Origin of the sequence: Streptomyces sp. ISL-66, assembly GCF_018614135.1 — a bacterium.
Taxonomy (GTDB): Bacteria; Actinomycetota; Actinomycetes; order Streptomycetales; family Streptomycetaceae; genus Streptomyces.
The window spans coordinates 39,982-64,139 of sequence record NZ_JAGGOW010000117.1; the positions used below are offsets into that span (position 1 = coordinate 39,982).

24 protein-coding genes and 3 pseudogenes are annotated in these 24,158 nt (G+C 68.7%); 14 read left to right on the plus strand and 13 right to left on the minus strand.

All coding sequences use genetic code 11. The features are described 5' to 3' along the window. The first annotated feature begins 419 nt into the window (after nucleotides 1-419). The 4 genes from J7E97_RS22435 to J7E97_RS22450 all read left to right on the plus strand — a co-directional run bounded on the left by J7E97_RS22435 (nucleotide 420) and on the right by J7E97_RS22450 (nucleotide 2,859). Nucleotides 420-1,169, plus strand: coding sequence for a ZIP family metal transporter (locus J7E97_RS22435; protein WP_215030189.1), 750 nt, complete (start codon nucleotides 420-422; stop codon nucleotides 1,167-1,169). 255 nt (nucleotides 1,170-1,424) lie between these two features. Then, nucleotides 1,425-1,823 (plus strand): ATP-binding protein, encoded by a 399-nt coding sequence (locus J7E97_RS22440; RefSeq protein ID WP_215030191.1) that lies wholly within the window; start codon nucleotides 1,425-1,427, stop codon nucleotides 1,821-1,823. 7 nt (nucleotides 1,824-1,830) lie between these two features. Further along, a complete protein-coding gene (locus J7E97_RS22445) occupies nucleotides 1,831-1,986 on the plus strand; it encodes a hypothetical protein (RefSeq protein ID WP_215030194.1) in 156 nt (51 codons plus the stop codon). Nucleotides 1,987-2,073: 87 nt separating this feature from the next. Next, nucleotides 2,074-2,859: a hypothetical protein gene (locus J7E97_RS22450; RefSeq protein ID WP_215030197.1), complete on the plus strand. Its 786-nt coding sequence runs from the start codon at nucleotides 2,074-2,076 to the stop codon at nucleotides 2,857-2,859. A 788-nt stretch (nucleotides 2,860-3,647) separates the two neighbouring features. On the opposite strand, the gene J7E97_RS22455 is transcribed toward J7E97_RS22450, so the two are convergent. Both J7E97_RS22455 and J7E97_RS22460 read right to left on the minus strand, forming a co-directional pair. Continuing rightward, nucleotides 3,648-4,217: a hypothetical protein gene (locus tag J7E97_RS22455; RefSeq protein WP_215030199.1), complete on the minus strand. Its 570-nt coding sequence runs from the start codon at nucleotides 4,215-4,217 to the stop codon at nucleotides 3,648-3,650. 25 nt (nucleotides 4,218-4,242) lie between these two features. After that, on the minus strand, nucleotides 4,243-4,596 hold the full coding sequence (locus J7E97_RS22460) for a hypothetical protein (protein ID WP_215030202.1): 354 nt from the start codon (nucleotides 4,594-4,596) through the stop codon (nucleotides 4,243-4,245). Nucleotides 4,597-4,900: 304 nt separating this feature from the next. On the opposite strand from J7E97_RS22460, the gene J7E97_RS22465 reads away from it, so the two are divergent. Next, nucleotides 4,901-5,614, plus strand: a complete 714-nt coding sequence (locus J7E97_RS22465; protein WP_215030206.1) for a hypothetical protein — start codon at nucleotides 4,901-4,903, stop codon at nucleotides 5,612-5,614. Nucleotides 5,615-5,765: 151 nt separating this feature from the next. Here J7E97_RS22465 and J7E97_RS22470 read toward each other — a convergent pair whose 3' ends face one another. Then, a complete protein-coding gene (locus tag J7E97_RS22470) occupies nucleotides 5,766-6,068 on the minus strand; it encodes a winged helix-turn-helix transcriptional regulator (protein WP_374224211.1) in 303 nt (100 codons plus the stop codon). A gap of 14 nt (nucleotides 6,069-6,082) precedes the next feature. Between J7E97_RS22470 and J7E97_RS22475 the strand changes: the two genes are divergently transcribed. The 3 genes and pseudogenes from J7E97_RS22475 to J7E97_RS22485 all read left to right on the plus strand — a co-directional run. After that, nucleotides 6,083-7,195 carry an MFS transporter gene (locus J7E97_RS22475; RefSeq protein WP_308346677.1) on the plus strand — a complete coding sequence of 371 codons (1,113 nt, stop codon included), beginning with the start codon at nucleotides 6,083-6,085 and terminating at the stop codon, nucleotides 7,193-7,195. Nucleotides 7,196-7,238: 43 nt separating this feature from the next. Further along, nucleotides 7,239-7,379, plus strand: a pseudogene (locus J7E97_RS22480) (IS5/IS1182 family transposase); the annotation flags it as partial. Then, a pseudogene (locus J7E97_RS22485) lies at nucleotides 7,339-7,428 on the plus strand (IS5/IS1182 family transposase); the annotation flags it as partial. The pseudogenes J7E97_RS22480 and J7E97_RS22485, both read left to right, overlap by 41 nt. A gap of 58 nt (nucleotides 7,429-7,486) precedes the next feature. Here the strand turns inward: J7E97_RS22485 and J7E97_RS22490 are convergent. Then, the gene (locus J7E97_RS22490) at nucleotides 7,487-8,824 is read right to left on the minus strand and encodes a PLP-dependent aminotransferase family protein (RefSeq protein ID WP_215030213.1); all 1,338 of its coding nucleotides are present in this window, start codon (nucleotides 8,822-8,824) and stop codon (nucleotides 7,487-7,489) included. Between the two features lie 87 nt (nucleotides 8,825-8,911). On the opposite strand from J7E97_RS22490, the gene J7E97_RS22495 reads away from it, so the two are divergent. Beyond that, a complete protein-coding gene (locus tag J7E97_RS22495; protein WP_215030216.1) occupies nucleotides 8,912-9,535 on the plus strand; it encodes a DJ-1/PfpI family protein in 624 nt (207 codons plus the stop codon). A 90-nt stretch (nucleotides 9,536-9,625) separates the two neighbouring features. Here J7E97_RS22495 and J7E97_RS22500 read toward each other — a convergent pair whose 3' ends face one another. Then, entirely contained in the window at nucleotides 9,626-10,117 is a 492-nt protein-coding gene (locus J7E97_RS22500) for a hypothetical protein (RefSeq protein WP_215030219.1), read from the minus strand. Between the two features lie 233 nt (nucleotides 10,118-10,350). Between J7E97_RS22500 and J7E97_RS22505 the strand changes: the two genes are divergently transcribed. Beyond that, nucleotides 10,351-12,234: a galactose oxidase early set domain-containing protein gene (locus J7E97_RS22505; RefSeq protein ID WP_215030221.1), complete on the plus strand. Its 1,884-nt coding sequence runs from the start codon at nucleotides 10,351-10,353 to the stop codon at nucleotides 12,232-12,234. Between the two features lie 1,254 nt (nucleotides 12,235-13,488). Here J7E97_RS22505 and J7E97_RS22510 read toward each other — a convergent pair. Next, nucleotides 13,489-13,977 carry an N-acetyltransferase gene (locus tag J7E97_RS22510; RefSeq protein WP_215030223.1) on the minus strand — a complete coding sequence of 163 codons (489 nt, stop codon included), beginning with the start codon at nucleotides 13,975-13,977 and terminating at the stop codon, nucleotides 13,489-13,491. Between the two features lie 304 nt (nucleotides 13,978-14,281). On the opposite strand from J7E97_RS22510, the gene J7E97_RS22515 reads away from it, so the two are divergent. Both J7E97_RS22515 and J7E97_RS22520 read left to right on the plus strand, forming a co-directional pair. After that, nucleotides 14,282-14,974: a triacylglycerol lipase gene (locus J7E97_RS22515; protein ID WP_215030225.1), complete on the plus strand. Its 693-nt coding sequence runs from the start codon at nucleotides 14,282-14,284 to the stop codon at nucleotides 14,972-14,974. Nucleotides 14,975-15,866: 892 nt separating this feature from the next. Then, the gene (locus tag J7E97_RS22520) at nucleotides 15,867-16,247 is read left to right on the plus strand and encodes a hypothetical protein (protein WP_215030228.1); all 381 of its coding nucleotides are present in this window, start codon (nucleotides 15,867-15,869) and stop codon (nucleotides 16,245-16,247) included. Between the two features lie 133 nt (nucleotides 16,248-16,380). Here J7E97_RS22520 and J7E97_RS22525 read toward each other — a convergent pair whose 3' ends face one another. The 4 genes from J7E97_RS22525 to J7E97_RS22540 all read right to left on the minus strand — a co-directional run bounded on the left by J7E97_RS22525 (nucleotide 16,381) and on the right by J7E97_RS22540 (nucleotide 20,037). Continuing rightward, nucleotides 16,381-16,803, minus strand: a complete 423-nt coding sequence (locus tag J7E97_RS22525; RefSeq protein ID WP_215030231.1) for a hypothetical protein — start codon at nucleotides 16,801-16,803, stop codon at nucleotides 16,381-16,383. Nucleotides 16,804-16,863: 60 nt separating this feature from the next. After that, nucleotides 16,864-17,709 (minus strand): hypothetical protein, encoded by an 846-nt coding sequence (locus J7E97_RS22530; protein WP_215030234.1) that lies wholly within the window; start codon nucleotides 17,707-17,709, stop codon nucleotides 16,864-16,866. A gap of 76 nt (nucleotides 17,710-17,785) precedes the next feature. Then, nucleotides 17,786-18,793: a Gfo/Idh/MocA family protein gene (locus J7E97_RS22535; protein ID WP_374224212.1), complete on the minus strand. Its 1,008-nt coding sequence runs from the start codon at nucleotides 18,791-18,793 to the stop codon at nucleotides 17,786-17,788. A gap of 233 nt (nucleotides 18,794-19,026) precedes the next feature. Further along, nucleotides 19,027-20,037 carry a polysaccharide deacetylase family protein gene (locus J7E97_RS22540; RefSeq protein WP_215030237.1) on the minus strand — a complete coding sequence of 337 codons (1,011 nt, stop codon included), beginning with the start codon at nucleotides 20,035-20,037 and terminating at the stop codon, nucleotides 19,027-19,029. Between the two features lie 209 nt (nucleotides 20,038-20,246). On the opposite strand from J7E97_RS22540, the gene J7E97_RS22545 reads away from it, so the two are divergent. Continuing rightward, a complete protein-coding gene (locus J7E97_RS22545; protein WP_215030241.1) occupies nucleotides 20,247-21,872 on the plus strand; it encodes a putative glycoside hydrolase in 1,626 nt (541 codons plus the stop codon). Nucleotides 21,873-22,196: 324 nt separating this feature from the next. Here J7E97_RS22545 and J7E97_RS22550 read toward each other — a convergent pair whose 3' ends face one another. Then, nucleotides 22,197-22,373, minus strand: a complete 177-nt coding sequence (locus J7E97_RS22550; RefSeq protein ID WP_215030244.1) for an antitoxin — start codon at nucleotides 22,371-22,373, stop codon at nucleotides 22,197-22,199. Between the two features lie 127 nt (nucleotides 22,374-22,500). Here J7E97_RS22550 and J7E97_RS22555 point away from each other — a divergent pair, with 127 nt between their 5' ends. Further along, nucleotides 22,501-22,878 (plus strand): hypothetical protein, encoded by a 378-nt coding sequence (locus tag J7E97_RS22555; protein ID WP_215030246.1) that lies wholly within the window; start codon nucleotides 22,501-22,503, stop codon nucleotides 22,876-22,878. Nucleotides 22,879-22,966: 88 nt separating this feature from the next. Here J7E97_RS22555 and J7E97_RS37085 read toward each other — a convergent pair. Both J7E97_RS37085 and J7E97_RS22560 read right to left on the minus strand, forming a co-directional pair. Further along, nucleotides 22,967-23,032 (minus strand): annotated as a pseudogene (locus J7E97_RS37085) (hypothetical protein); the annotation flags it as partial. 112 nt (nucleotides 23,033-23,144) lie between these two features. Next, nucleotides 23,145-23,945: a hypothetical protein gene (locus J7E97_RS22560; RefSeq protein WP_215030249.1), complete on the minus strand. Its 801-nt coding sequence runs from the start codon at nucleotides 23,943-23,945 to the stop codon at nucleotides 23,145-23,147. Nucleotides 23,946-24,158: the final 213 nt, after the last annotated feature.

Consider the following 24,158-nt stretch of genomic DNA (forward strand, 5'->3'; position numbering starts at 1 on the left):
ATGCCGCGACCATCACCTACGGTTCCCAAGCCGACACAAGGGGTGACATGGGCGGCATCCTGCACGTGCGCGACACGATCGGGAGCGCCGCCGCATGGCCTGGCGACGACGGCAGGAGGGGCCTGGTCGGCGGGGTGCCCGGGTGGCGCCAGCCGGGCACCCCGCCGACGCGGGTGAGGATCCGCCCCGAGAAGACCGAAGACCGGGGTGGGTGTGCATCCCGGCCTGGCAACGAGCCTGGCCGGAAACGGTTCCGCGGGCCTTGCCATCCGTCGCGCCTCTTCTGCTGCGAGAGGACCGTCAGCGGGCGCACTCGGCCATGGGTGATCCACTTCCAGGCGGCGCCGGTGTCGGCCGTTGCCGCGCTTCTTGCGGGGTAGGAGCGGCTCATATGTCAGCAAGGGAAAGAGGGGGCGGCGATGAGCGGAGCGTTGACGGCGGGAGGGTGGGGTTTGTTCGCGGGGGCGGCTCTGCTGGTGGGCGCGGCTACCGGCTCGCTGGTGCGCGTTCCGCCCCGGCTGATCGCTCTGGTCATGGCGTTCGGGAGCGGTGTGCTGATGGCGGCGGTGTCGTTCGAGCTGATCGCCGATGCCTACGAGCGTTCGGGGATCTGGCCGGTCGTGGCGGGCGCGGTCGGCGGCGCCGGCGTGTACTCGGGGGCCAATGCGCTGCTGGCGCGGCATGGTGCGCAGCACCGTAAGCGTTCCGGGGAGCAGCAGCCTTCCGAAGCCGAAGCTCCGGGGTCGGGCAACGCCATCGCCCTGGGGGCGCTGCTCGACGGGATCCCGGAGTCCGTGGTCATCGGGACAAGTCTGTTGGGTGGTGGACACCTCGGGGTCGCAACGGTGGGCGCGGTGTTCATCAGCAACATTCCCGAGGGACTGGCCAGCTCCGCCGGCATGAGGAGCGCCGGACGGAGTCGGACGTACGTGTTCGTCTTGTGGGGCAGCATCGCCGTGATCAGCGGTTTGGCGGCGCTGGCCGGGTACGCGCTGCTCGGCGGGGCTTCGGAGGCGACGATGGCGGTGATCACCGCGGTGGCCGCCGGGGCGATCCTGGCGATGATCGCCGACACGATGATCCCCGAGGCATACAGCAAGGTGCATCTCTTGACAGGACTGGTGACCGTGGTCGGCTTCCTGTCCGCGTTCGCACTGTCTCACCTGTAGACACGTGGTGCCGGGCGGACCTTGCTGACGCCGAGTGTGCCGGGTAGCTGCCTGTTCTCGCGCGTCGCGGGGCCACCGGCAGACACCTGACTCCGCACCCCCGTGAAGCCAGTACCCGCGGCAGCCCCCCAAACAACTGCATGGCCAGCGACGTAAGTGTGGCCTTTCTTCACCCCGCGTCCGCGGACGCGGTTCTCGGCGCCAGCACCGGGCAGGTGTGTGGTGTACGGAGACCGCCGGACGGAGGGAGGGGTCATGATCGCACCCGTACTGGAGCGCTACCTGCCTCGTGTGAATGAAGCAGCAGCGGCAGCGCGCGAGGCGACCCGCGCCTTCCTCGATCAGGCTGGCCAGGCCCGCCCACCCGCCGGGTCTCGCAGCGCCGACGACGCCGTGCTGCTGGTTGTCGGCGAGCTGGTCAGCAACGCGATCCGCCACACCGACGGCCCCTGCACTCTCCGCTTGGCATTGCGGGGGGACGGCGTCGACATCCGTGTCACCGACACCAGCCCCCACCCGCCCGAGCCGCGTGCGCCGCACACCGAGGGAAGCGGCGGCTGGGGATGGCTGGTGGTGAACCACCTCGCAACCGACCTGCACATTGAGCCGGCCCCCGGCGGCGGCAAAACCATCTGCGCCCGCGTCCCCTGGTAGAAGACCCATGAACTTCGGCGCCGACACCCTCGGCCTCCTCACCGCGGTTCGGGTCACGGTGGCCGGCCCTTCCGGCAACGCCGACGGCATCCAGGTGCTCTCCGGGATCGCGGGATTTGAGGGTGGCCTTCGCACCCCTCCCTTCATGCTGCGGCCGGGGTGAGCCACATCACCTCCTCGCTATGCATCCGTTCGGTCCTGCTGGAAGTCCCATGGAGGGATACATTCCGGATAAGAGGAGTAAAGAACAGTGGGCAAGCAGAAGTCCGTGGTGATGGCGGTGCTGTGTGTGATGGTCGCTGTCGGCGTGACCGCCTGTGGCGGGGAAGTCAACAAGCCGGCCGCCAAGACGCCGCCGAGCGCCTCTCCCTCGCCGCAGCCCCCAGTGGACCCGTTCGCCGGTCTCTCCGCCGACCAGATCGCCGACAAGGCACTGGACACGACGAAGGCGGCCGATTCCTTGAGAGTCAAGGGCTCCGATGCTTCCGATGAGGAACCGATGGCCTTCGATCTCGCCCTCGCCAAGCAGGGCGACTGCGACGGCAACATCACTTCCGAAGGCGCCACCGCGGCCCTGCGCAAGGTGAGCCAGACCATGTATATGAAGGGCGACGAGAAGTTCTGGCAGCAGATGGGCAAAGGGGAGGCGACCTCCGCCGAGGAGGCCGCAGCAGTAGCTGAACTGCTCAAGGGCCGCTGGGTCAAGATCTCCGCCGAGGAGGCGAAGAAGGAGGGCTTGGCCGCCATCTGCGACGCGGACGCCCTCCTGGAACCGGCCGACAGCACGAAGACCGGTCTCACCAAGGGCGCCGACACCACGCTCGACGGCAAGAAGGCCGCCGTCCTGACCAAGAAGGACGGCGCCGAAACTCTTACCTTCTACGTGGCCAAGGAGGGCGAGCCCTACCTCCTCAAGTTCACCAGTCAGGGGGGCAAGGAGCCCAAGTCCGCGGAGTTCTCCGACTTCAATGCGCCGATCACCGTCGCGGCACCGCCCGCCGAGCAGATCATCGACCCCTCGAAGATGGGCGGCTGATTCCCACCCCGCCCGCCTAGCGGTGGCTCGTTGAACCGGGGCGGGCGGGCGGGGTTGTCGGGGTTCGGTTGAGCCCCCTTCCGGGGGCGGCCCGGGTACCTGGGCGGTGTCTGGCGTCGCCGTTGCGGGCGAAACGTCGGTTGGACGGTTGAACCAGGTGTCCCAGCAGAACGAGAACGCGCAGGTGACCCGGGGTCTGGTGGCGTCGGATACCGATGTCGGAGCGGACCTGTAAGTCAGTCCAGCCGAGTTCGTCATCGATGCGGCTCCAGCCGCCGGGGTGATCCAGGTCAGGGCGTGTGCGGCGTCTACGGGCGTGTAGGCGTCTTTGCCGTAGGCCCAGCGTGCCGACTCCGGCTGAGGCGGGGCTCCGCCGCAAGTACCTGGTACCGCCGCCCGAGGTCGGGTCGCTGGCCGAGCTGAACGAGCGCCTCGCGGCGATCGACCTCGCCGAGGGTGCCCGGCACGTCCTCGGACGGCCACCTCGATCGGCTTCGGCTTCGACTTCGACTTCGACTTCGAGCAGGCACGCCTGTGCTGCGGCCGCTGGGCGGGGGAGGAGTACGACTGCGGGATCGACCTGATCCGGCGGTCCCCGCAACGGCCGCGTCGCCGTCCGGCAGTGGGGAACGCCGACAGCTGATCGAGGTTCTGCTGCTGCACCGTCAGTGGCCCGGGCACGCGGTGATCGCCGCAATGGCCACAGTTGTCAGGATCGGCTCTTCGTCCTTCCGCTGCTGTTCGGAAGCGGCGTGGACTGGAGGTGCAGTGGTGCGGGCGGTTTTGCGTCAGGCGTCTACGAGGGCCCTCGGGCCGATCCTGCGCTGTGCGAATTCCAGGTTCCGGGTCACGCGGTCGCGCTCCCCGAGGGGCAGGTTGGCGCCGTCGAGGAGGCGTCGGCCGCATTCCGCCGACTCTTCATACTCGCCGACCCAGTAAGCGGCCACGGCGAGTTCGTCGAGCGCGCGCCAGTCGTACCACTCGAACTCGACGAACAGGATGTCCGCCGGGTAGGGGGCCTGCGCCGCCTGCCGCGCGAAGAGGTAGGCGAGCGGCCATCGCCTGTCGTTACGGCACATGCGCGCCAGGTCACCGAGGGCTTCCGCCCGCCCGGGACGGCTCTCGTGCGCGCGGAGAAAACGGTCCATCACCTGCGCCGACGGCCGACCCAGGTCTGCCGCGAGCCGGGCGGCGTAGAGCTGGGCACAGAAGACCTCCTCGGCGAATCCACCCATGGCCGCCCGGCGGTCGTAGGCGGCCAGCGCCCTCTTCGGCTCCCCGGCACCACGCCAGCTCTGGGCGAGGTAGAAGACGTATCGGGAGTTGTCGGGTTCCTTGACCAGCCCCTGCTGCAGCACCTTGGCGTCGCGCAGGTACCGGCCGTCAGTGCACGACGGGCCCGTCGTGTAGCGCGATCTGGTAGGCGTCGTGCGTCAGCTCCGGCATGCGGAAGCCCGCCCGCACCTCCATCAGGTCGTCGGCGTCGATGAACAGCACGTAGTCCGCTTCGGTGCGTGCCAGCTCGATCGCTTCGCTGCGGCTCGCGTCGAAACCCTTGAATGTGCTCTGGTGAAGGGCGCCGGGCAGACTTCCCGGACGACATCCTGGGTGCCGTCCGTCGACCCCCGTGTCCAGGACGACCCAGCTGTCGATCAGAGGGCGTACGGATTCGAGGCAGCGCCGGATGACGGGCGCCTCATCCTTGACGATCATGTTCAGGCAAACCGTTTGGTTCACAGCGCGTTCCACCCCGGGCCGCGAGGTGTGAGCGGGAGAGTAGGCGTCGTCACGGCACATTCATGCGCCCCCGGCGCGACCGTCCTGCCCCAGGCGCGGTCGGGAGGGCCAGCCTTTCCCCTGTTCGGTCCCGGTTTGCCACAGAACGCGACAAACTGATCCCTGTCGGGTCAACGGGAGTGGGCCAATATGTTGATCGGCCGGAGTGGAGCGGTTGCGCGTCCCCTTGCGGACGAATCATGCCGAGTGAGGCGCGTCGAGTTCCTCAAGATCACTCCGTTCGGTTCCAGGAGGAGCAATACCCATGAGTCGTCAGAGAACGACAGTTTCCCGTTTCGGCCCGCTTAGCCGTCAGGGCGGCTGGCTCGCTGGGGGCGCGGCGGCATCGCTGGCCGTGGTGATCCTCGGCTTTGCGAGCCCCGCGCTGGCGGCCCCCGAGCCGCCCAGCGCGGCCGGAGTGGCGCCGTCCGCCGCCTCGGGTGGCGATAGGTGCCACGACGGGCGGGGCCATGACGACGACGATGAGGACGACCCTGGCGTACGGGGCAGCGACGACCGTCACGACGGAGGGTGCAAGGGGACCAGCGGCTGCGGTAACACGATCGACTCCATCCTCTCCAACAACACCGAGGAATTCAGCGTCTTCCTCATCAACGGAGTCGCCTACGCGGGCCACCGCGACGACCCCCAGACGGGGAACTACAAGCGCGAGGACCTCACGACGGCCGCGCAGAACCCCGGCTACCCCGCCCCGGCCACTGTCTGCGACGCCACCATCTCGTCGCTCGGCCAGGTGACGAACTTCAAGGTCCTGACCACGACCGGGGCCACGTACGAGCTCCAGTGCTCCTCCAACGGAACGACCCTCGACTGCGGCAGCCCCGCTGTCCCGAGGTCCTGGCAACTCGTCACCATCCAACCGGTGGCCAGCGGGCCGCTCAGGTCAGGCAGCGCTGCGCCCCAGCGGTCAGGCCCTGCGAACCCGGCGGAGCTCGCGAAGAGTTCCGAGCGGTCCTGACTCCCAGGCGGCCGCGCTGACGCGTGCCGTGCCCGGGATCGTCCGGGCACGGCACACCTGCGAGCTCCATCCGCGCATCGGCCGAAGCGTCGTGCCTGTTTGTGAGGCTGCCAGGCAGCGAGCCGGGCTGGCGCGTGGTGGCGCAGCGTGGTCAGGATCCTTCGGTTGGCCCGGCCCGGTCCCATCCAGGTGCCCGCACGTCGATCGTGAGGCCTCCCGACGAGACCCCCTCGCCGCAGGTCCGGCACGTCGATGTCAGATCGAGGCCGTGCTCGGCGTCATGCTCGGAGCCGGGTCCGCCGCGATGCCTGAAGACCACCGGCGGAGTGTCCACCGCCCAGCGGTCGCCCCAGGCCAACAGCGCGTGCATCACCGGTGCGAGATCGCGGCCGGCCTCCGTGAGGTGGTATTCGAAGCGCAATGGCCGCTCGTTGTAGGCGCGGCGCTCGACCACGCCCGCTTCTTCCAGTGCGCGCAGTCTGGCGGCGAGGCGGTCGCGGGGGGCGCCGGTGTTACCTTGACCCGTTCATCGTCAACGTTGCCCTCCCGGAGATCGGCCGCTCGTTCGGCACCAGCGGCCTCGGCTCCCTCTCCTGGGTCCTCAACGGCTACGCGATCGTCTTCGCGGCGCTCCTCGTGGTCGCCGGCCGCGTCGCCGACCGATCCGGCCACAAGCCGGTCTTCCTGACCGGATTGGCGGTGTTCACCCTCGCCTCGGTTGGCTGCGCACTCGCTCCCAACGTCGGGACGCTGGTCGCGGCACGGCTCGTGCAGGCCGCCGGAGCTGCGCTGCTGATGCCGACGTCGCTCGCGCTGCTGCTCGACACGACAGCGCCCGAGAAGCGCGCCGGGGCGGTGCGGGCCTGGGCGTCGATCGGCGGGATCACCGCCGGACTGCGCTCGGCCTGCCACCCCGTGCCGATCGTCGAGCTGCCGCTGCTCCGGGTTCCGGCGTTCGCATCCGCCGCGGCCGCTCTGACGCTGTTCACCGTCGCGTTCGCCGGAATGCTGCTCGGCGCGGTGCTGTGGTGTCAGGGCGTGTGGGGCTACTCGGCTCTGCGCACCGGCTTCGCCATCGCGCCGGGACCCTTGCTGGTGCCGCCGGTCGCGTTGCGGATCGGGCCCGCCGTCGCCAGATTCGGTGCGGGCCGCATCGCGCTGGCGGGAACTGTCCTGTTCGCGGCCGGCATCCTGTGGTGGGCCGCGGCCCTCGACACCGGCTCGGCCTACGCGGCCTCGCTCCTGCCCGGCATGATGCTGACCGGCCTCGGCGTAGGCATGACGCTCCCGGTCCTGACCGGGGCGTCGGCGGCCGCCCTGCCGCCGGCCCGCTTCGCCACCGGCTCGGCCATCACCTCGATGGGCCGTCAGATCGGCGCGGTCCTCGGCGTCGCGCTCCTGGTCGGCATCCTCGGCACCCCGGCCCCCGGACACGCTGTCGCCGCGTTCCAGCACGGCTGGTACGCGGTCGCTGTAGCGTCCCTGCTCGCCGCGTGCGCGACGGTCCCGCTCGTCCGCAAGCCGCGACCGGCCGTCGCCAAGGCCGACGTCGCAGAGGCCGCGGTGCGACACCGCGGATGAAAGCTGTCCCGTAACTGCTGGTCAGGGGGGAGATGATCTCGCGGTGGCTGGTGTGATCACGGCGTCGGAGCCGTCTTGGATATCCCCGCTCATCGGGCCGAGCCCGCCCTGTATCGGGAAGCTGGTGACCGTTCTGCGGCGCGAGGGTCCTCCGCGACTGCCGCCTCAAAGGCGACCGCGTCCAGCACGCCATGCCCGGCGTCGCCCGCCTGCACAGCCTCGCCCTCGCCGGATGGGCAAGCCGACCACACAGCGACCAGCCCTGCCCGAGGCGGCTCCAAGGCAATTTATTCAGGCGTAGCCGTCCTCGATAGCGACTCGTCGCACTGTACGCAGCGTCGACTGGAGACGATCCAGATCGGGCGAGCCCAGAGCGAGGCGGAGCGCCTGTGGTGTGTGTATCGAGGTGGTGAACGGCTCCGCCGTGGAGACCGAAATGTGCTGACGCGCAAGGGTGGCGGTCAGGCGATCGGCGCGTACGTCGTCGGGCAGCGGCAGCCATGTGAAGTAGGACGAGGGGTGGCTGACGATCGGTAGGCCCGCCAGCTCTTGTCTGGCGAGTGTCTGGCGGGCCTTGGCGTCGTCTCGCTTCTGCGCTTCCAAGTGGTCCACCGTGCCGTCTTCGAGCCAGCGGCAGGCTACCGCGGTGGTGATGGCCGGAGTGTTCCAGGTAGTCGCCCGGATCGCTCGTTCGAGCGACGGCACCCTGGACGGCGGGGCGACGACGAAGCCGACCCGCAGACCGGTGGCGATGCTCTTGGAGAGTCCTGAGACGTAGACGGTGATGTCCGGCGCGGTCGCGGCCAGAGGCGGTGGAGGGTCCTCGACCAGGTATGCGTACGAGGCGTCTTCGATGATGAGCGGACCGTGCTCTCGAGCGATCTCGACCAGGCGGGTGCGGTCAGTTGCCGGCATGACCCAGCCCAGAGGGTTGTGCAAGGTGGGCATGGTGTAGATGGCGCGCACAGGACGGGTCGCGCACAGTTCCTCAAGGGCATCGAGATTCGGCCCGTTGGCGGTTGCGGGTACGGGCTCCAGGTCGAGATGAAAGGCGTGGGCGAGGACCTTGAAACCCGGATAGGTGAGTGCGTCGACAGCGATGACGTCGCCGGGGTCGAGCGCGGCCATGACGGTGATGGCCAGACCGTGCTGGGCACCGCTGGTGATGAGGATCTGATCCGGGTCCGTGGTGATTCCTCGACGCCCCAGGTGCCGTGCGATCGAGGCTCTGTCCTGGGGACGGCCTCGATGTGGTTGATAGCGCAGCAGCGAGTCGAGGTCACCGGAGGCGGCCACCTCTCGCAGGGCCTGCCGCAGGAGATCGGCTTGGCCGGGCAGCGACGGATAGTTGAAGCTGAGGTCGACCGCGTCCGCGGCGACGACCTGCTGGTCGATGCCGTGACCCGTGGGAACCGCGATGTCGCGCACGAACGTGCCGCGGCCCTGTTCCCGGCTTACCAGGCCCATCGCTTCCAGCTCGGCGTACACCCGAGTTGCGGTCACGACGGCGATGCCCTCACGGGCGGCCAGCCTGCGGTGTGTCGGCAACCGCGCCCCTGCGGCGAGCCGCCCCGTCCGGATGTCCAAGGCCAGCGCGTCGACCAACTTCTTGTACCGCGAGGCAGCCATGCACCGGATTGTATCCATGACAATTCTTTGACTGTCCTGTTCTCGGATCCTTACCGTCAAGACCCACTCTCCGGAAGGACAGCCGCCGTGCACATCGCCATCCTCACCTTCGAGGGCTACAACGAACTCGACTCTCTCATCGCGCTCGGTGTGCTCAACCGCATCAAGACCGACGACTGGCGCGTCACCATCACCACCCCCAGCGCCAAGGTGAAGTCGATGAACGGAGTCGTCATCGAGCAGATGTCCACTCTTGAGGAAGCGTGCGCAGCCGACGCCGTCATCGTGGGCAGTGGCATTGCCACCCGCGAGGTCGTCGAAGACCCGGCCATCATGAAGGTCCTGCGCGGCCTGGACCCCTCGCGCCAACTCATCGCGGCGCAGTGCTCCGGCGCGCTCGTGTTGGCCAAGCTCGGCCTGCTCAACGACATCCCGGCCTGCACCGACCTGACCACCAAGCCCTGGGTCGTCGCTGCAGGCGTTGAGGTGCTCAACCAGCCCTTCTATGCCAAGGGCAACATCGCCACCGCCGGGGGCTGCCTGGCCTCGCACTACCTCGCCGCCTGGATCATCGCACGCCTTGAGGGCAACGACGCCGCCGAAAGCGCGCTGCACTACGTCGCCCCGGTCGGCGAGAAGGAGGAATACATTGAGCGCGCGTGGCGCAACATCACCCCCTACCTCCCCGCTCCCACACCGGCACTCGTCTGAACCAACCGGACACAAGGTGCCGTCCGCGTCACGGGCAGCGTGGACGGGCAGGCCGTTGCCGGACCCGGGCAACGGCCTGTCGCGCGGCGGTCACATGCCGTGCGTGGGCATCCCCTCCGTGCACGTGAGGTGAATGACCAGATCGGCGGGTTCCACGTGGGGGTCCTTGCTGCGCTCGGGGTGCTCGGGGTGCTCGGGGTGCTCGGGGTAATCGGGGTAATCGGGGTGGTCCGGGTTCCCGGGGTGGTCCGGGTGCTCGGGGTGTCCTGAGCGGAACTGGTGCTTGCGTACGGTGACGATCCAGCCGGTGGCGTTCGCGTTCGGGTGGCTCTCGATGACGTCGGTCGGTTCCGGTGCGAGGCGGGCGCCCTCGCTCGCGGAGATGGCGAAGCCGCCGCTGTAGGCGCTCTGCGGCGCAGGGCAGAACAGCTCGTGGGGCTGGCCGTCGGCGCCGCCGGGGATGACCTGGCCGGTGATGTGGATTCCGTCCAGGGGTAGGGCGGTGGCCTGTGCGGCTGCGGGACCGAGCAGGGCCGCTACACCTGCAACAGCCGCAACGGCGATACGAGTTCTTGTGTCCATGGCAGTAGTACTCCTCCACAGCGATGGGGTAGGGGTCGAGGCCATTGCAGCAGCGCGGCGGCCCACCCCGCAGCGGACACGCAGAGTGACACACCATCGACGGAGGATGAATCGTTTCGGTCGAGCGTCTGCGCGTTCGTCGCTACGACGTGTGCTCTACTGTGCGCGTCCAATTACTCTGCGTGGTCGTCCTGCGCTGTCCTGGGGACTGCCATGCCCTCTTGAGGAGCCTCATGTCCCGCAGAGGGAGGTGGGCTCTCGCGGTCGGTTGTGCCGCGATTGCCCTGTCCATCACCGCGCCCGCCGGCGCGACCGTTCCATCCGTCCGCTCCGCGCCGTCCACGGCGCACGCGTCCGACGTCCGGCCGGGCGGAGTACGCATCACAGACGACCAGGTCCGAAAGGAGGTACGGCCGGCCGAGGTCAAGGCGCTCGGCCAGGCTGCCGCCGAACAGCGGGCCCGTGACCGCATCGGTCTGCACACCATCACCTCGGACTACCCGCAGACCACCCGGACCCTGCGCTACAACCGGCTCGCCGACTCGCAGCGCAAGCTCAACGCCGCGTTCGACGCAGCCGAGTTCGGGAAGTTCACCGACTACTTCTCCAGCCCCGACTTCGGCGACCACGTCGCCCTCCTGCCCACCGGGAAGGTCCTGCTCTTCTCCTTCGAGGCCATCGAGGAGAACCCGACCAAGGAGCCCGCGCCCACCGACATCATCGGCAAGGAGAACGCCGGACGGGCGTACGTGTGGGACCCCGCCAAGGGCGAAGGACGCGACGCCTTCAAGGCCGTGCCGCCACCCGTAGTCGACATGCCCGACGGCAAGAACGAGCCGCGGCCCGCGCCGGTCTTCTGCGCCGGACACGCCTATCTGCCCAACGGCATGGTCGGCGTCTTCGGTGGCAACCTGGGAGGCAACGGCGGCACCGGTGCGAAGCTCGCTCTCGTCTTCGACCCGTGGAAGGAGACCTGGCACCAGCAGAAGGACATGGCCGAAGGACGCTGGTACCCGACCGTGGTCACCGGCGCCGACGGACGGCAGTTCGTCACGTCCGGTCAGTCGGACATCGGCTGGGGCGATCTGTCGACCGGGATCGAGCGCTTCCCCGCCAAGGGCACCCCCGTCTCGTACGACCCGTCCGTCGCACCCAAGGGCCGGGCGCTCGACCAGTGGAAGACGGACGCCCCGTACAAGATGGACTACCCCCATCTGTTCTCCCTGAGGGACGGCCTGATCTACGGCTTCGGCCGCAACTTCGACGAGCAGTTCGTCTTCGACCCGCAGACCGAGACCCGCCGCAAGCTGCCCGACCGCCCCGACGGCGGCATGCGCAACTACGGCTCCGCCGTCGCCCTGCCCAACGGGTCCAACGGCCCGGACTCCGCGCTGATCCTCGGCGGGAACCGCAACGACCACAACACCTACAAGTTCGCCGAAGGACGCTGGACCAAGGACACCCCCCGTGCCTTCGGCCGCACCCAGGACAACACCCTGATCCTGCCCGACGGCAAGCTGTTCACCGTCAACGGCGCCTACGACATCCGCGACTACGGCCACGGCCCCTATAACCCCAACGCCGACCCGAAGTACCGCCAGACAGAACTGCGGGACGGCAACGGCACGTGGCGGCTCGGGCCGCACCAGCGGCTGCCGCGCGGATACCACTCCAACGCCGTCATCCTGCCCGACGGCCGCATCATGCTCACCGGCGACGAACTCCAGCAGATCGCCAACAACCCCGACATCAAGTCCGGGATGAACGGCACCATCGAGATCTACGAGCCGTCCTACCTGCACCAGGGCCCCCGGCCCCAGCTGACCGCCGTCGCGCGGGGCGCGCAGCGCTACGCCTCCACCTTCCGGGCGCGCACCAGCACCCCGGACCGGGTCAGCCGGGCCGTCCTGGTCGCACCCATCACCTCCACCCACTCGGTGAACACCAGCCAGCGGCACCTGGAGCTGCCCATCGCCAGCCGTTCCGGCAACGACCTCGTGCTGCGCACCCCGCAGTCCGCCAAGGAGGCGCCCCCCGGGTACTACATGCTCTTCCTGCTCGACGAGAAGGGCGTACCGAGCACCGCGCAGTGGGTACAGCTGCGCCCCGGCGCCTAATGGGAGCTACGGAACCGGGCAATGCTCGGTTCCGTAGCCGCCGACCGGTGAGTACTTTCGACGCCGGGCCTTCGAGCTCTGAAGTCAGACCGTGCCCTTGCGGGTCGGCCGGGAGGCCAGACCCCTGATGGGGTAGCGTCCCCGCCCCTCGGGGCGTGAGCACTGATCCAGAGTGCGCTGCGCGAGCGGCAGCTCGGCCTGCCCGAGTCGGTCACCGCCGCCTACGCGGCCGCCCCTGCCTCTGCTGCTCTCCAATGAGGAGCGGGCGGTGTTGGAGCGGTGGACGCGCCGGGCGACGCCGGCTCAGGCGTTGGCGCTGCGGGCACGGGTTGTGCTGGCCCGTGCGCGGCCGGGGCGCCGCCGATCGTCGCGGTCGCCCGGGATGGGCCTCGGCCGGGCCGGCCGCCCACCATCAGTGTCGACCAGGTCGAGGCGGTCGGGGTCACGACGCTGAAGGAAGTCCCGAAGAACGCCACCCACAGTTCGCGGTCGTCAGTTCGCACTCCGCCCACCTATTGGCCGCTCCCGTGACCGTCGGCACATGCTCTGGTCCACGAGCCCCTTGCTCAAGGTCACTCACGCCGGGCGATTGCCCGGTACCTGAGTAGGGGTCCCAACACCGTGCTCCGGTACGCGAACGCCCCACGTTGGTAGGGCACCTTCCACGAGAGCCGGCCCCGGCCCAGCAGGCTGCCCCCTACAAGCCCTACCTGGAGCGACGCTTCGCCGAGGGATGCACCAGCGTCACCCGACTGCACAGCGAGCTGGTTGCCGAGCACGCGCCTGTCACCTACGGCATGGTCCGCGCGCACAGTCGCCACGTTTGCGCGGCGCTCCGTCCGAGGCACCGCCCCGGCCGCCATCGGTGCGGTAGGTGACCGGCTGGCTCACCCGGCACCCCACGACCTTGACCGAGGAAGACCGGGCTGGCCTGAAGGGCGTCGTGGCCTGCTGCCCTGAACCGGAGATGGCCGCGGGGCACGTCCGCGACTCCGACCGACCGCCTCGGTTCACACTTCCCACCTGGATCGACGCAGTCGACGCCAGCCGGCTACCCGGCCTCACCGGCCTCGCGCTCCACCTGCTGCGAGACCTCGACACAGTGACAGCCGGGCTCACCCTCGACGGGAGCTCAGGCAGCATCGAAGGCACCGTCAACCGCATCAAGAAGCAAGCGACAGCTCTGCGGCCGAGCCGGATTCGAGCTACTGCGCAAGATGATCCTGCTCCGGTAACACCCCAAAGATCTTTTCCTCATGGAGTCACATCGCGTTGGTCGGGGCGGTTCCTAGGCAGTCCGAAGCCTGCCATCTCCTTCTCTTCGTACGACAGGAAGCCCAGGCTCCGGTAGAACGCGTGGTTGCGCTTGCCTTCTGGTGACGACTCGTGGTCCGTGGACAGGAGGAAGAACCGGCAGTGGGAGTAGCGCCGCATAAGGTGCTCGACCAGCCCCCGGCCTACCCCCTGCCTGTGGTTCGCCGGATTCACCACGACGTCCTGGACGTAACAGATGTGCTCGTCATCGGAGATGGTCCGAGCCAGTCCAAGGAGCGTTCCCGATCGATCTCGTGCCGTGATGACGAGGTGAGAGTTCACGAGACCGCGACAGAGCTTGTCCACGTCACTGGTATAGCCCTCCCAGCCGACCGAGTCGTAGAGGTCGAGCATCTCCCCAGGATCGAAAACGCCCTCTTCTGCTATGAACATGTCGATCCCCTGTGCGTTGGTGTCGCTTCTCGCCATCGGTTCAACACCACATGGGACTCCATACACGGCGGCACGTCAAAAATCGACTGCTCTGGCAGCGGCCGGGGCGAAAAAGTCCGTGCACGGCTCTTGACCATCGATACCTACCGGTCAGTACGCTCACGCCACCGCGCACCGACACCGACGTCCTGCCCATTCGGCTGCGACGACCGGCCTATGGCACGCCCCCGCATGCCCGCAAGTACTGCTCCCGTGACCCGGGAAGTGCCCAGCGCACGCACTCCCTCCGTAAAACGCACCGTTGAGCGGTCTTCCGAAACCCACCCCTGTGAGGCCCCGCGTGAAGAGATCTCTCGTGACCGCAGCCGTTGCCGTAGCCGGTGCCCTTGTTGCCGTGCAAGCGTCAGGTCCCGCCCAAGCATCGAGCAGCCCCACCTTCAACCAAGGCAGCAGCAATCCCATCCTATTCGTGCACGGCTACAGCGGTGACGGCAGCAACTGGAGCACCATGGCCAACCGCTTCAGGACCGACGGCTGGCCGTCCTCCCACCTGAACCAGTGGACTTACGACTGGCACCAGTCGAACGCCACGACCGCCCAGCAACTGTCCACCGAGGTAGACCGTCTACTCGCGGCCACCGGCGCAACCAAGGTAGACATCGTCAGCCACTCCATGGGCGGGCTCTCCTCGCGCTACTACCTGAAGAACCTTGGCGGGACCTCCAGGGTGGACGCATGGGTGTCACTGGGTGGCCCGAACCACGGAACCGACACCGCCAACAGCTGCTTCGACACGTCCTGCACCGAGATGCGCATCGGATCGAGCTTCCTCGCCGCCTTGAACTCCGGCGACGAAACACCGGGTTCGCCCCGTTACGCGACCTGGTGGTCGCCTTGCGACACGACGATCAACCCGGACAGCTCCGTGTCCCTGTCCGGCGCAGGCAATACCCAGACCGCCTGCCTCAGCCACACGGGCTTGCTCACCGACGCCACGGTCTACGCCCAGACTCGGGACGTGATCAACCGCTGACCCGTCCCCAGCAGCCGGCAGGTGCCGCAGCCGCCATGGCCGCTCACCGCGGTCTCTGTCGGCACCACAGCCACACGGACCCTGCTATCAGCCACTTCGGGATCCGGGACCACATTCCGACCCACCAGACCGACGACGTCGACAAACGGAAGTTTACCGGGAACCAGCAAACCTCGACCACTCGTCGGGAGAGCCACCTCCACCTGCGCCGAGGCGACCGGTCATGGCGTAGGGCGCGGGTGAGGCGGCGCCGGGCCGGCGCCCCGAAGACGTCCCCGGCGATCGACTTCCTCCATGGCGGCTGGTCAGGAGCGCACCGGCCGGGCTGGGTGGGATTTGCGGCGCGTGATCAGCTTCGCCTGGTCGCTTCTCTGAACCAGGAAGGCATACGCCTTGTGCGGCGCTCTGGGACCTGCGGTGAGGAGGCCGGCGCGCGGCAGGGCGTGGCGGCCTCCTCGCGGCAGGTGGCCAACCAGGTCGTGCTACCTGATCAGTTGTTCAGGCGACCCAGCTACGCGCCGGGCGTGGAGGAGCACGTGGGCACCCTTATGGTCCCGTCCCCCTTGACCACATCCTTCGCAAGTGACCCACTCCTGGCGGTTGGTGACCCCGCGAGATGCCGGGGGTCTTCAAAGTCCTCGAAAGACGCCGTTGTCGTCGGCTGCGTCGGTGAAGTCTTCGTAGCTAACAGCTCCTGGCTCCCGATGGGTCCCCGACCCCGGCAACGGGGCCCCAGCGCGTACGGGGCGCCGGTCGGCCACCCTGCACGCCACAGACGACGGTGTCCCGACGTTGTTCCACCTCTGCGGCAGCCTTCTTCACCCGGCGCAGCCAGAGGCCACCGAAGCTGCACGGCCGCTTCCCGGACCTGGCCTGAGCTAGGTTCAGCCTCATGAATGACTTGGCACAGATATACGACAGAGAGTTTCGTGTGCGGGGACTGCGCGCACAGGGGTGGGGCCGAGGGCTGATAGCCGTAGCCGTCCTCATCTGGCTCTGGCTCGGCTACTTGCTCCTGTTCCCCTTCACTGCCGAGGGGGAGTGCGATTCCCGCGTCTTCCACCAGAACGGGCCCTGGCCGATGTCCTACCACACGGACGAGGGAGAGCGCTGTGATGCCGCGCGTGACCTGGGACCGATGCTCGCCGCCCTCCTCCTCTCCGTCCCCCTGGCCGCACTCGGCACTGGCCTGTACGCATCGGGAACGTCGGCAGTCCGCACCGCCGCGTACGCCGCGGAAATCGCCCGCCTGAACGCCACCAAGGAAGTCTGAGTGATGGCGGAGTACACGGCGTCGACTTCGGACTGGTCGGCGACAGCTTCCGGATTCCGTTGCCCCACACTCCCGCTCGGCCCGCATGCTCGCCATGCCGACCGACCGCGGGTCCATCGCCGAGCCAGGACGTTCAGTGTGAGTCGTTTCGGGGTCCCACGCCCTCGGTGTACCACCTGACGATGTGCGCTTTGAGGTTGTCGATGGAGTAATTGATCTTCGTTCGGACAGCGTCCGGGCTGACGAACACGGCCTTGAACGGCCACGGCCCCTCCATGTGACCCACATGTTCCTCTGTGTCGTCGGTCAGTACGGCCGTGTGCCCGTCGTCCAGGGTGACGACCCAGTAAGTGCCGCCGTCCTCCAGCTCGTGAAACACCTGTATCCGGCATGCGTCGACGCCCGCTCCCAACAGCGTGCTGACGACACCGTATCGACGGGCGACGTCGTGGAGATCCCCCGTCCCCCTCCACGTCACCCGGGTCGCGATGGCCGGCACTTCCGCCGGTCGGGTGAGGCCTCGTTCGGGGCAGTCGGCGGCGTCTTCCACGTGCATGCGGACGGAACCTCCTCCGTGGGTGGATACGCAGGGCCCACAAGCTTGCCCTACCCATGGCTAGTCCCACCATCGCTCTACGAGGTCGACGACTCCCGCATCGAGGTGAAAGGGGTGCCGGCTGCGGTCACCGTCGGGCCCGAAGGCGATGTTCTTGCCCAGCGCCACGTCATGGCCGCCGACGAGGCTCAGCGTGTCCGGCACGGCGACGTGCTCGTTCTCGACCCAGTACCCCAGCTGGGCCCATCGACCCTCGACCGCATTGCGTAAAGTCACGAGATCCAGTACCTCCGGACCGTCCGTGACGCCCGACCGCAGCGCCTCGGCGAGGGTGCCGGTGAACTCGTCGCCCGCCGGGATCATGTCGTCACCGGAGCTGAAGTACAGGGACGGCGCCTTTCCCACCAGGGACAGCGCGCTCGACGTGCCGGCTCCACCCGGCCTCGGGTCGCGGGTGAAACAGCACGAAGTGGCCTCGAAGTCCTCGCAGTCGAGGAGGACGACCCGGCGGGCCGCCGGACTCCGCCGCACGAGGTCGGCAACCGTTCGCAGCGGGGCGAGGCCCTCCGATCCCGGAACGGCGCGCGGGAGGACGAACTCTCTGTGGTGCGAACCAGAACCGACATAGTGGAACAGCAGAACGTCCGACGCCTCTTCGGCGGCGCGGCGTACGGCGTCGAACACCTCGGCGGGATGCTGCCACGATGTGACCACGGTGACGTTCTCGGGGCGGAACGCCATACCGATGGCAGGGGAGATCAGCGTCTCCGCCAGCTGCGCAGCCCGTGCCGCGGGCTGCGACTCGCGCACGCGGACGGCATCATCGTCGCAGGCGACCAGCACGGCGCGGGACCGTTCGAGGTCGGGCAGGAGCGCAGGACGCTGCTGTGGGGCATCGGTTGCCATGCCTCCATTGTGGGCGTGTCACGGCAATGGCTGGGAAGCCGATCCGTGCAGCCGTACCCGGGCCATTCGGTCAGGCCTACGCCTGGTCTTCGACCGGGTAGCGCACACCTATGCGTCGGCGGACGGAGTCCAGGGTGCGGATCACGGCCAGCGTGCCGTCCAGGGGGAGCAGCGGAGACTCGGTCTCGCCTGACCGCAGGCAGCGCATCACTTCGGTGGCTTCGAGTCCGTAGCCGTGGCCGGCGACCGGCGGGGCCGCGAAGTGTTCCGGCTCGACTCCGCCGCGGTGGAGGACGATGCCGGCCGGGTTGAACAGGTTCGGCGGGAAATCGATCCGCCCCCGCGTGCCGTACACGACGGCTGCCTGGCTGAGCGTGGCGGCGAACGAGCAGCTCACCATCGCTGTGGCTCCGCTGTCGTACCCGAGGAGGATACTGGTGTGCTCGTCCACGCCTTCAGGGGTCAAGTGCGCGTGGGCCTGGATACGGTCGGGTGCGCCGAGCAGGAAGTGGGCCAGGGCCACGGGGTAGACGCCGGCGTCGAGCAGGGCGCCGCCCCCGGCGGCGAGGTCCCGCAGCCTGTGGGTGGGGCCGACCCGCGTGCGCCAGCCGAGCTCGGCGTGCAGCGAACGGATCTCACCTATCGCCCCGTCGGCGATGAGTTCGGCCGCCTTGCGCACGGCGGGGTTGAGGAGCGTCCACATGGCCTCCGTCAGGAACGTGCCGCGCCTGCGAGCGAGGGTGACCAGCTCCTGCGCCTGGGCGCTGTTCACGGTGAGCGGTTTCTCGCACAGCACGGGGCGCCCCGCGTCCAGCAGCATCGCGACGGCAGGATGGTGGTAGCCGTGAGGCGTGGCGACGTAGACCACATCGATGCCCGGGTCGTCGGCGAGGGCCTGCCAGGAGCCGTGGGCCCGCGCGATCCCATGGCGGGTGGCGAAGGCGTGAGCCGCCTCGTTGCTGCGGGAGGCGACGGCGGCGACGACCGCACCCGGCAATTGGCGCAGGTCCTCGGTGAACGCGGCCGCGATGCCGCCCGTGGCCAGGATGCCCCACCGGATCGGGCGGCCCTCGGGCAGGTCCACGGCAGCTCCCGCATGTCTAGACCAATCGTGCCGCGCCGTACGTTACTGAATGACCTGCGGCCGGGCAAGGGTTTCCTCGCAGCGCGATCACCGGGGCTGGCTCCTGGCCGTGGGTCCGGGGCCCCGGGCGGCATCCGTCGGAGCGGTCAGGGGACTTCCGACAGAGTCACCCGCACGTACTGGTCTGCCTGCACGTACTGGTCTGCCCGCACGTACGGGTCTGCCCGCACGCGTCAGTACGGCCGAGCCCGCTTCGCGAAGGCCGGCGACAGCTCGTTCTGCGAGGTACTCGGGAAGGCGACGGTGTTCGGGTCCCCGTCCGAGACGTAGCGGTTCTTCCCGGCGGCGAGCTTGTCCAGCCAACGCGACGAACCGAACTCGGCGTCCTCGTCCTTGGGGCCCGCCGAGCGGATCCGGGGGATCGCGCCGGGTGCGAACGCCTTGGCGAACGGCGAGACCGAGGGGTTGGCCCCCACGAGGTACACCCCGTCGTAGCGGTAGCCCGTTCCCCGCGTGGCGAGCCCCGCCGGCTGGGGCATGGCACCGAAAGGCAGGGCGAGCGACGTGACCTGCGTCCCGGGCGCGGCCTTCTCGATCGCCTGCTGTCCGGCAAAGATCGCCCGCGTGGCGGCCGCCTGGTCCAGGGAGCGCAGGTTCTCGTGGCGGTCGGTGTGGTTGGCGACCTCGTGCCCGTGCTCCTTCAGCCAGGTCAGCGCCTTGGCGGAACCGGTGGCCGAGAAGGCGTCCGCGTTGACGAAGAAGGTCGCCACCGGCTTGAACGCGGGGTACTTCTGCGCCGTCTCCGTCAAGATGGCGACGGCGGTGTCCCGCGCCGGGGTGCCGTCCGGGTCGAGGTGCACCTGACTGTTGGTCGAGTCGTCGAACGTGAGGACCACCGGGTGCATGCCGGCCGGGATGTCGATGCGGCCCGTCTGGAAGTCCCGGGCGGTCACCGGCACGTAGTTCTCCCGGGCGAGACGCTCCAGCTCGGCCCGGAAGTCGGCCGGGGTGCGGTCGTAGACGCTGGCCGGTTTCTCGGTGAGCTGGTGGTACATCAGCACCGGTACTTGGCCGAGTTCATTGGCGCCGACCTCCGCCGGGGCCTTCGCGGCGACGGGACCGACCGCCGCCGGTGAGGCGGTCGCGTGGCGTCCCCCGGCGGCCGGTGACGGCCCCGTGGAACAGCCGGAGGCGAGCAGGGCGGCGCCGGCCAGGGCGCCGAGCGGGACGAGCGGATGGCGCATGACAAGCCCCTTCACGGCGAATGTGTCGCGCCATTCCTACCTGCGACGGGAGCCCGCATACCGCACTGTCCTCTGCATGGCGTAGCCGCTGCGCCGGGACCGAACGCGGCCGTTCGTGTGAAAAACGATCGGAAGGAGACGACCGGCACGCCGTGCGGCAATGAATGAAGGCAGCATCCCGCCCGGCCCACGGCACGAAGGACGTCATGATGTCCCCCACACGCATATCCCACTCCGTCCCCTCCCTCCGTCCGCGCCGCCCGGCCCGTCTGGGCGCCCTGATAGCGACGACCGGGGCGCTCACACTGGCCGGAGCAGGCGTCGGAGCCTGGACATTCCTCGCGCCGGGTCCGGACATCCAGGGTCTGGGCGACGGCGCCGTCCTCGACGGGCGCAAGGCCGCACAGGTCAGCGCCTACCTCGCCGCCGACGAGGCCGGCGGCAGGGACAGACTGCGCGCCACCCTGGACGGCGCGGCGCTCCCCGTCACACCTGAGGGCGCGCGCCTGAAACTGGCCCTCCCTCACCTCAAGGAGGGTCGGCACACGCTGGTGGTGGCGGGCGGCAGCAGTCTCCCCTTCGCGTCGTACCGCAAGGTCGTGGGCTTCAGTGTGGACGCCACCGCTCCCGAGCTGAAGGTGGCCGACCCCGAGATCAAGAACGTCGCCGCCCCCGTGACCATCACCGGCAATGCCTCCATCGACGCCGAGGTGACCGTCAACGGCAAGAAGGTCCCCGTCGACAAAGCCGGGGCCTTCAAAGCCACTGTTCCCAAGGGCATACCCGTCGTCACGGTCACCGCAGTGGACCGCGCCGGAAACACCACCGCCAAGGACGTGTCCGCGCGGGGACGTCGCCCCATGATCCGTGCCGCGCACATCACCGCCATCGGCTGGGGCGACAACACGCTGCGCGGCGACATCCTCGCCCTGGTCCGCAGCGGCAAGCTCAACGCCGTCGAGCTGGACGTCAAGGACGAGGACGGCGAGGTCGGGTACGCGTCCCAGGTGCCGCTGGCCCGCCAGATCGGAGCGGCCAAGGGCTACTACGACGCCCGCAAGGCGATCGCCGAAATCCACGCCGCCGGCGCCCAGGTCATCGGCCGCGTCGTTGCCTTCCGCGACCCCAAGCTCGCCTCCGCCTCATGGAAGTCCGGCAAGCGCGACCAGCTCGTGCTGAATCCGGCCGGACAGCCCTACGACGGCGGCCACTACGGCGCCCTGTCCTTCACCAACTTCGCCAACCCCGCTGTCCGCAAGTACAACCAGGACCTCGCCGTCGAAGCGGCTCGGCTAGGCTTTGACGACATCCTCTACGACTACGTGCGCCGCCCGGACGGCCCGCTGTCGCACATGCGCTTCCCGGGCATCGGTACCGCCACGCCCGAGCAGTCCATCACCTCGTTCGTCGCCGACACCCGGACCGCTCTGCGTCCGCACGCCAAGTACCTCGGCGTCTCGGTCTTCGGCATCGCCGCCACCCGGCCCACCGAGATCGCCCAGGACATCGGGGCCTTGGCCAAGGTCACCGACTACATCGCACCGATGGTCTACCCCTCCCACTGGGGCCCGGGGGAGTACGGCGTCGCGCAGCCCGACACCGCCCCGTACGCGATCGTGCAGCGTTCGCTCGCCGACTTCGCCCGCCAGGCGAAGGGCACGCGGACCGAAATCGTCCCGTGGCTCCAGGACTTCTCGATGGGCAGCACCTACGGGCCGGCCGAGGTGGCCGAACAGATCAAGGCCGCGGCGGCCAACAAGATGAATTCCTTCATCCTGTGGAACGCCGGTGCCCGCTACCAGGGCACGGCGCTCCAGCAGATCGCCACGCGCTGACGGGGCCGGCCGTACGGGTCTGAGTGGCCCTCGGCCGTATGGGAGGCGGGGCGTTCGGCCCCGCCTCCCACAGCAGTTCCCGCGTCGGTGGGCGGCGGCAGCCCTGAAGCTACCCAGGACGCCTTGTCCGCCCTCGAAGCCCGTATCGCTGCTCACGGAGACGGCTTCCTGCGCGGGGTGAGCTGACCGGCCTGTCAACCAGCAGTCAAAGCCCAAGAGAACCGGGCCATGCCCGCGGACATGGGTGGTATTTTCCCAGTCGCACCCGGTTCCCCCCAGACGCCTGCTGCGAGACGTCCTCTGTGGGGCTGCTGGCCCGTTGGGCTATTGGCCCTGGTCTCGGCCCATCTGGTCCTTGAGCTTGTCCTGGGCGGTGTCGACCTGGCCGCTGTACTTGCCCTGGGACTTGTCGTCGACGAAGTCACCGGCCTTGTCGATGCCTTTGCCAGCCTGGTCTTCGTGACCCTTGAGCATCTGCTTCAGCTTGTCCAGTACGGACATGGTGGACCTCCTGCAGAGATTTCCGGACTACTTCAGGATCGCGGATCCCCACCCACACTGCATCGCGAGTGGTGTCCGATGGGGTGTGTCGTCGTCACCGCTGGGGGCGCGCCCCCGGGGAAATCAAGTGAGCACGGCTGTTTGCACGGAGCTCACCAACACCTCAGGCTGGAGCGCCCCGGCCATTCCCTGGCCGTGCGCCAAGACACCCAGCGCCCCCGCACTTGCCACGCACAACGGCAAGCTGTACTGCGCGGTCCGCGGCGGAGACAACATCCACCTCTGTAACACCACCGCCACCGGCTGGAACACCTTCGCCCCCGTCACCGCCGCCGGGAAGACCCTCTCCGCCCCCGCCCTGGCTGCCTCCGACAGCGACCTGCACCTCGTCTGCCGAGCCCCGCTCTACTCCGCGACGGGACTGTCAAAGCAGGGTCCTTCACGTCCCATAGCCAGATCTGGCCGCTTCCTGTTCCCACGCCGAGCGTGCTTCCTTCGGCGTTGAAGGACAGGGAGAGCAGGTAGCCGTCCGGACACGGGATCGGCGCGCCGATCGACACGGGGGCCCGGGGGTTGGTGATGTCGTCGAGGCGGATGAGGCCGTCGGAGCCGCCGGTGGCCAGGGTGTGGCCGTCCGGGCTGATGCGGGCCGCGTACATGTTGACGTCCGGGACGGTGAGGGGTCGACCGAAAGAAAGCGGTCGGCGGGGGTCATCGATTTCTCAGGCAACCTGGCGCCGCTTGCGGGTCGTCCCGTCTGCGGCGAGTTGTTCAGCCGACGCAGCTGGGAACCGCGGGGACGCTGCCGGTGCAGTTGTTCGGGTTGTTGGCGGTGACGGGGGACGAGGTGAGTGTCATGGTGCCCGACTGACGGTAGATACCGCCCGCAGCGACCGTTGCCGCGTTCCCCGAGACGGGGGTACTTGTCACGGTGAGAATGCCGTCGACGGACGCGATGCCACCACCGTGTGCACCCTTGTTGGTCCCGCTGACGTCGCTGCTGGTCAGGGTCGCCGTACTGGCGTTGTACAGCCCACCGCCGTTCCCGACGGCGGTGTTGCCGGACAGGGTGCTGCCGGTGAACGTCGCCGCCGCGCCGGCTCCGCCGCTGTGCACGCCGCCCCCGGTGCCGGTGGCCTTGCTGTTCTTCACGGCGCTGTTGGTGAGGGTCAGCGCGCCGAAGTTCAGAATGCCGCCGCCGTTGGCCGGGAGCAGGCCCAGCAGCGCTTTGGCGGAACCGTTGCTGACGGTTACGCCCTTGAGCGTGAGGTTCCCCGTGTCGGTGACCCGGAAAATGCGGAAGTTCGCCGATCCGGTGCGGGTGATGACGTTGTTGTCCCCCTCGAAGGTGATGACGGTGGAGATGGCCGGCAGGCCGTCCGGGCCCTGGGTCAGGCTGCTGTTGTAGGCAGACGTCAGGTTGTAGGTGCAGCCCGCGGCCAGCGTGATGACTCCCCCGCCGGCGTCGTTGGTCGTGGTGACCGCGGCTACCAGGGAGGCTGCGGAGCAGGGCACTGCGGCCGCGTCGGCCCGTGCGGCGGCGGGCACGGCCATGGCGATGCCTACGGACATGAGCACGGTCGTGGAGAGAACGGGAAAGGCGCGGGTACAACGCACGGTGACCCCTTGCGGCTGCGGCCGGGTAAACCAGTTCTGAGAAATCTGGCTTCTTTCCGTTAGGAACGGACACCGGCAACCAGGTAAGTGGTTAGAGGTGACAGTATGGTGTGTCTTCGCATTCAAATAGATGGCACAGGCGTGCGACAATCGGTCGCGCTAGCCCTG

Excerpts from the sequence above, each read along its gene's own strand:
- J7E97_RS22435 (WP_215030189.1), top strand. The coding sequence starts at position 420 with ATGAGCGGAGCGTTGACGGCGGGAGGGTGGGGTTTGTTCGCGGGGGCG.
- J7E97_RS22440 (WP_215030191.1), top strand. The coding sequence starts at position 1,425 with ATGATCGCACCCGTACTGGAGCGCTACCTGCCTCGTGTGAATGAAGCA.
- J7E97_RS22445 (WP_215030194.1), top strand. The coding sequence starts at position 1,831 with ATGAACTTCGGCGCCGACACCCTCGGCCTCCTCACCGCGGTTCGGGTC.
- J7E97_RS22465 (WP_215030206.1), top strand. The coding sequence starts at position 4,901 with ATGAGTCGTCAGAGAACGACAGTTTCCCGTTTCGGCCCGCTTAGCCGT.
- J7E97_RS22490 (WP_215030213.1), bottom strand. The coding sequence starts at position 8,824 with ATGGCTGCCTCGCGGTACAAGAAGTTGGTCGACGCGCTGGCCTTGGAC.
- J7E97_RS22500 (WP_215030219.1), bottom strand. The coding sequence starts at position 10,117 with ATGGACACAAGAACTCGTATCGCCGTTGCGGCTGTTGCAGGTGTAGCG.
- J7E97_RS22505 (WP_215030221.1), top strand. The coding sequence starts at position 10,351 with ATGTCCCGCAGAGGGAGGTGGGCTCTCGCGGTCGGTTGTGCCGCGATT.
- J7E97_RS22510 (WP_215030223.1), bottom strand. The coding sequence starts at position 13,977 with ATGGCGAGAAGCGACACCAACGCACAGGGGATCGACATGTTCATAGCA.
- J7E97_RS22520 (WP_215030228.1), top strand. The coding sequence starts at position 15,867 with ATGAATGACTTGGCACAGATATACGACAGAGAGTTTCGTGTGCGGGGA.
- J7E97_RS22525 (WP_215030231.1), bottom strand. The coding sequence starts at position 16,803 with ATGCACGTGGAAGACGCCGCCGACTGCCCCGAACGAGGCCTCACCCGA.
- J7E97_RS22530 (WP_215030234.1), bottom strand. The coding sequence starts at position 17,709 with ATGGCAACCGATGCCCCACAGCAGCGTCCTGCGCTCCTGCCCGACCTC.
- J7E97_RS22540 (WP_215030237.1), bottom strand. The coding sequence starts at position 20,037 with ATGCGCCATCCGCTCGTCCCGCTCGGCGCCCTGGCCGGCGCCGCCCTG.
- J7E97_RS22545 (WP_215030241.1), top strand. The coding sequence starts at position 20,247 with ATGTCCCCCACACGCATATCCCACTCCGTCCCCTCCCTCCGTCCGCGC.
- J7E97_RS22550 (WP_215030244.1), bottom strand. The coding sequence starts at position 22,373 with ATGTCCGTACTGGACAAGCTGAAGCAGATGCTCAAGGGTCACGAAGAC.
- J7E97_RS22560 (WP_215030249.1), bottom strand. The coding sequence starts at position 23,945 with ATGTCCGTAGGCATCGCCATGGCCGTGCCCGCCGCCGCACGGGCCGAC.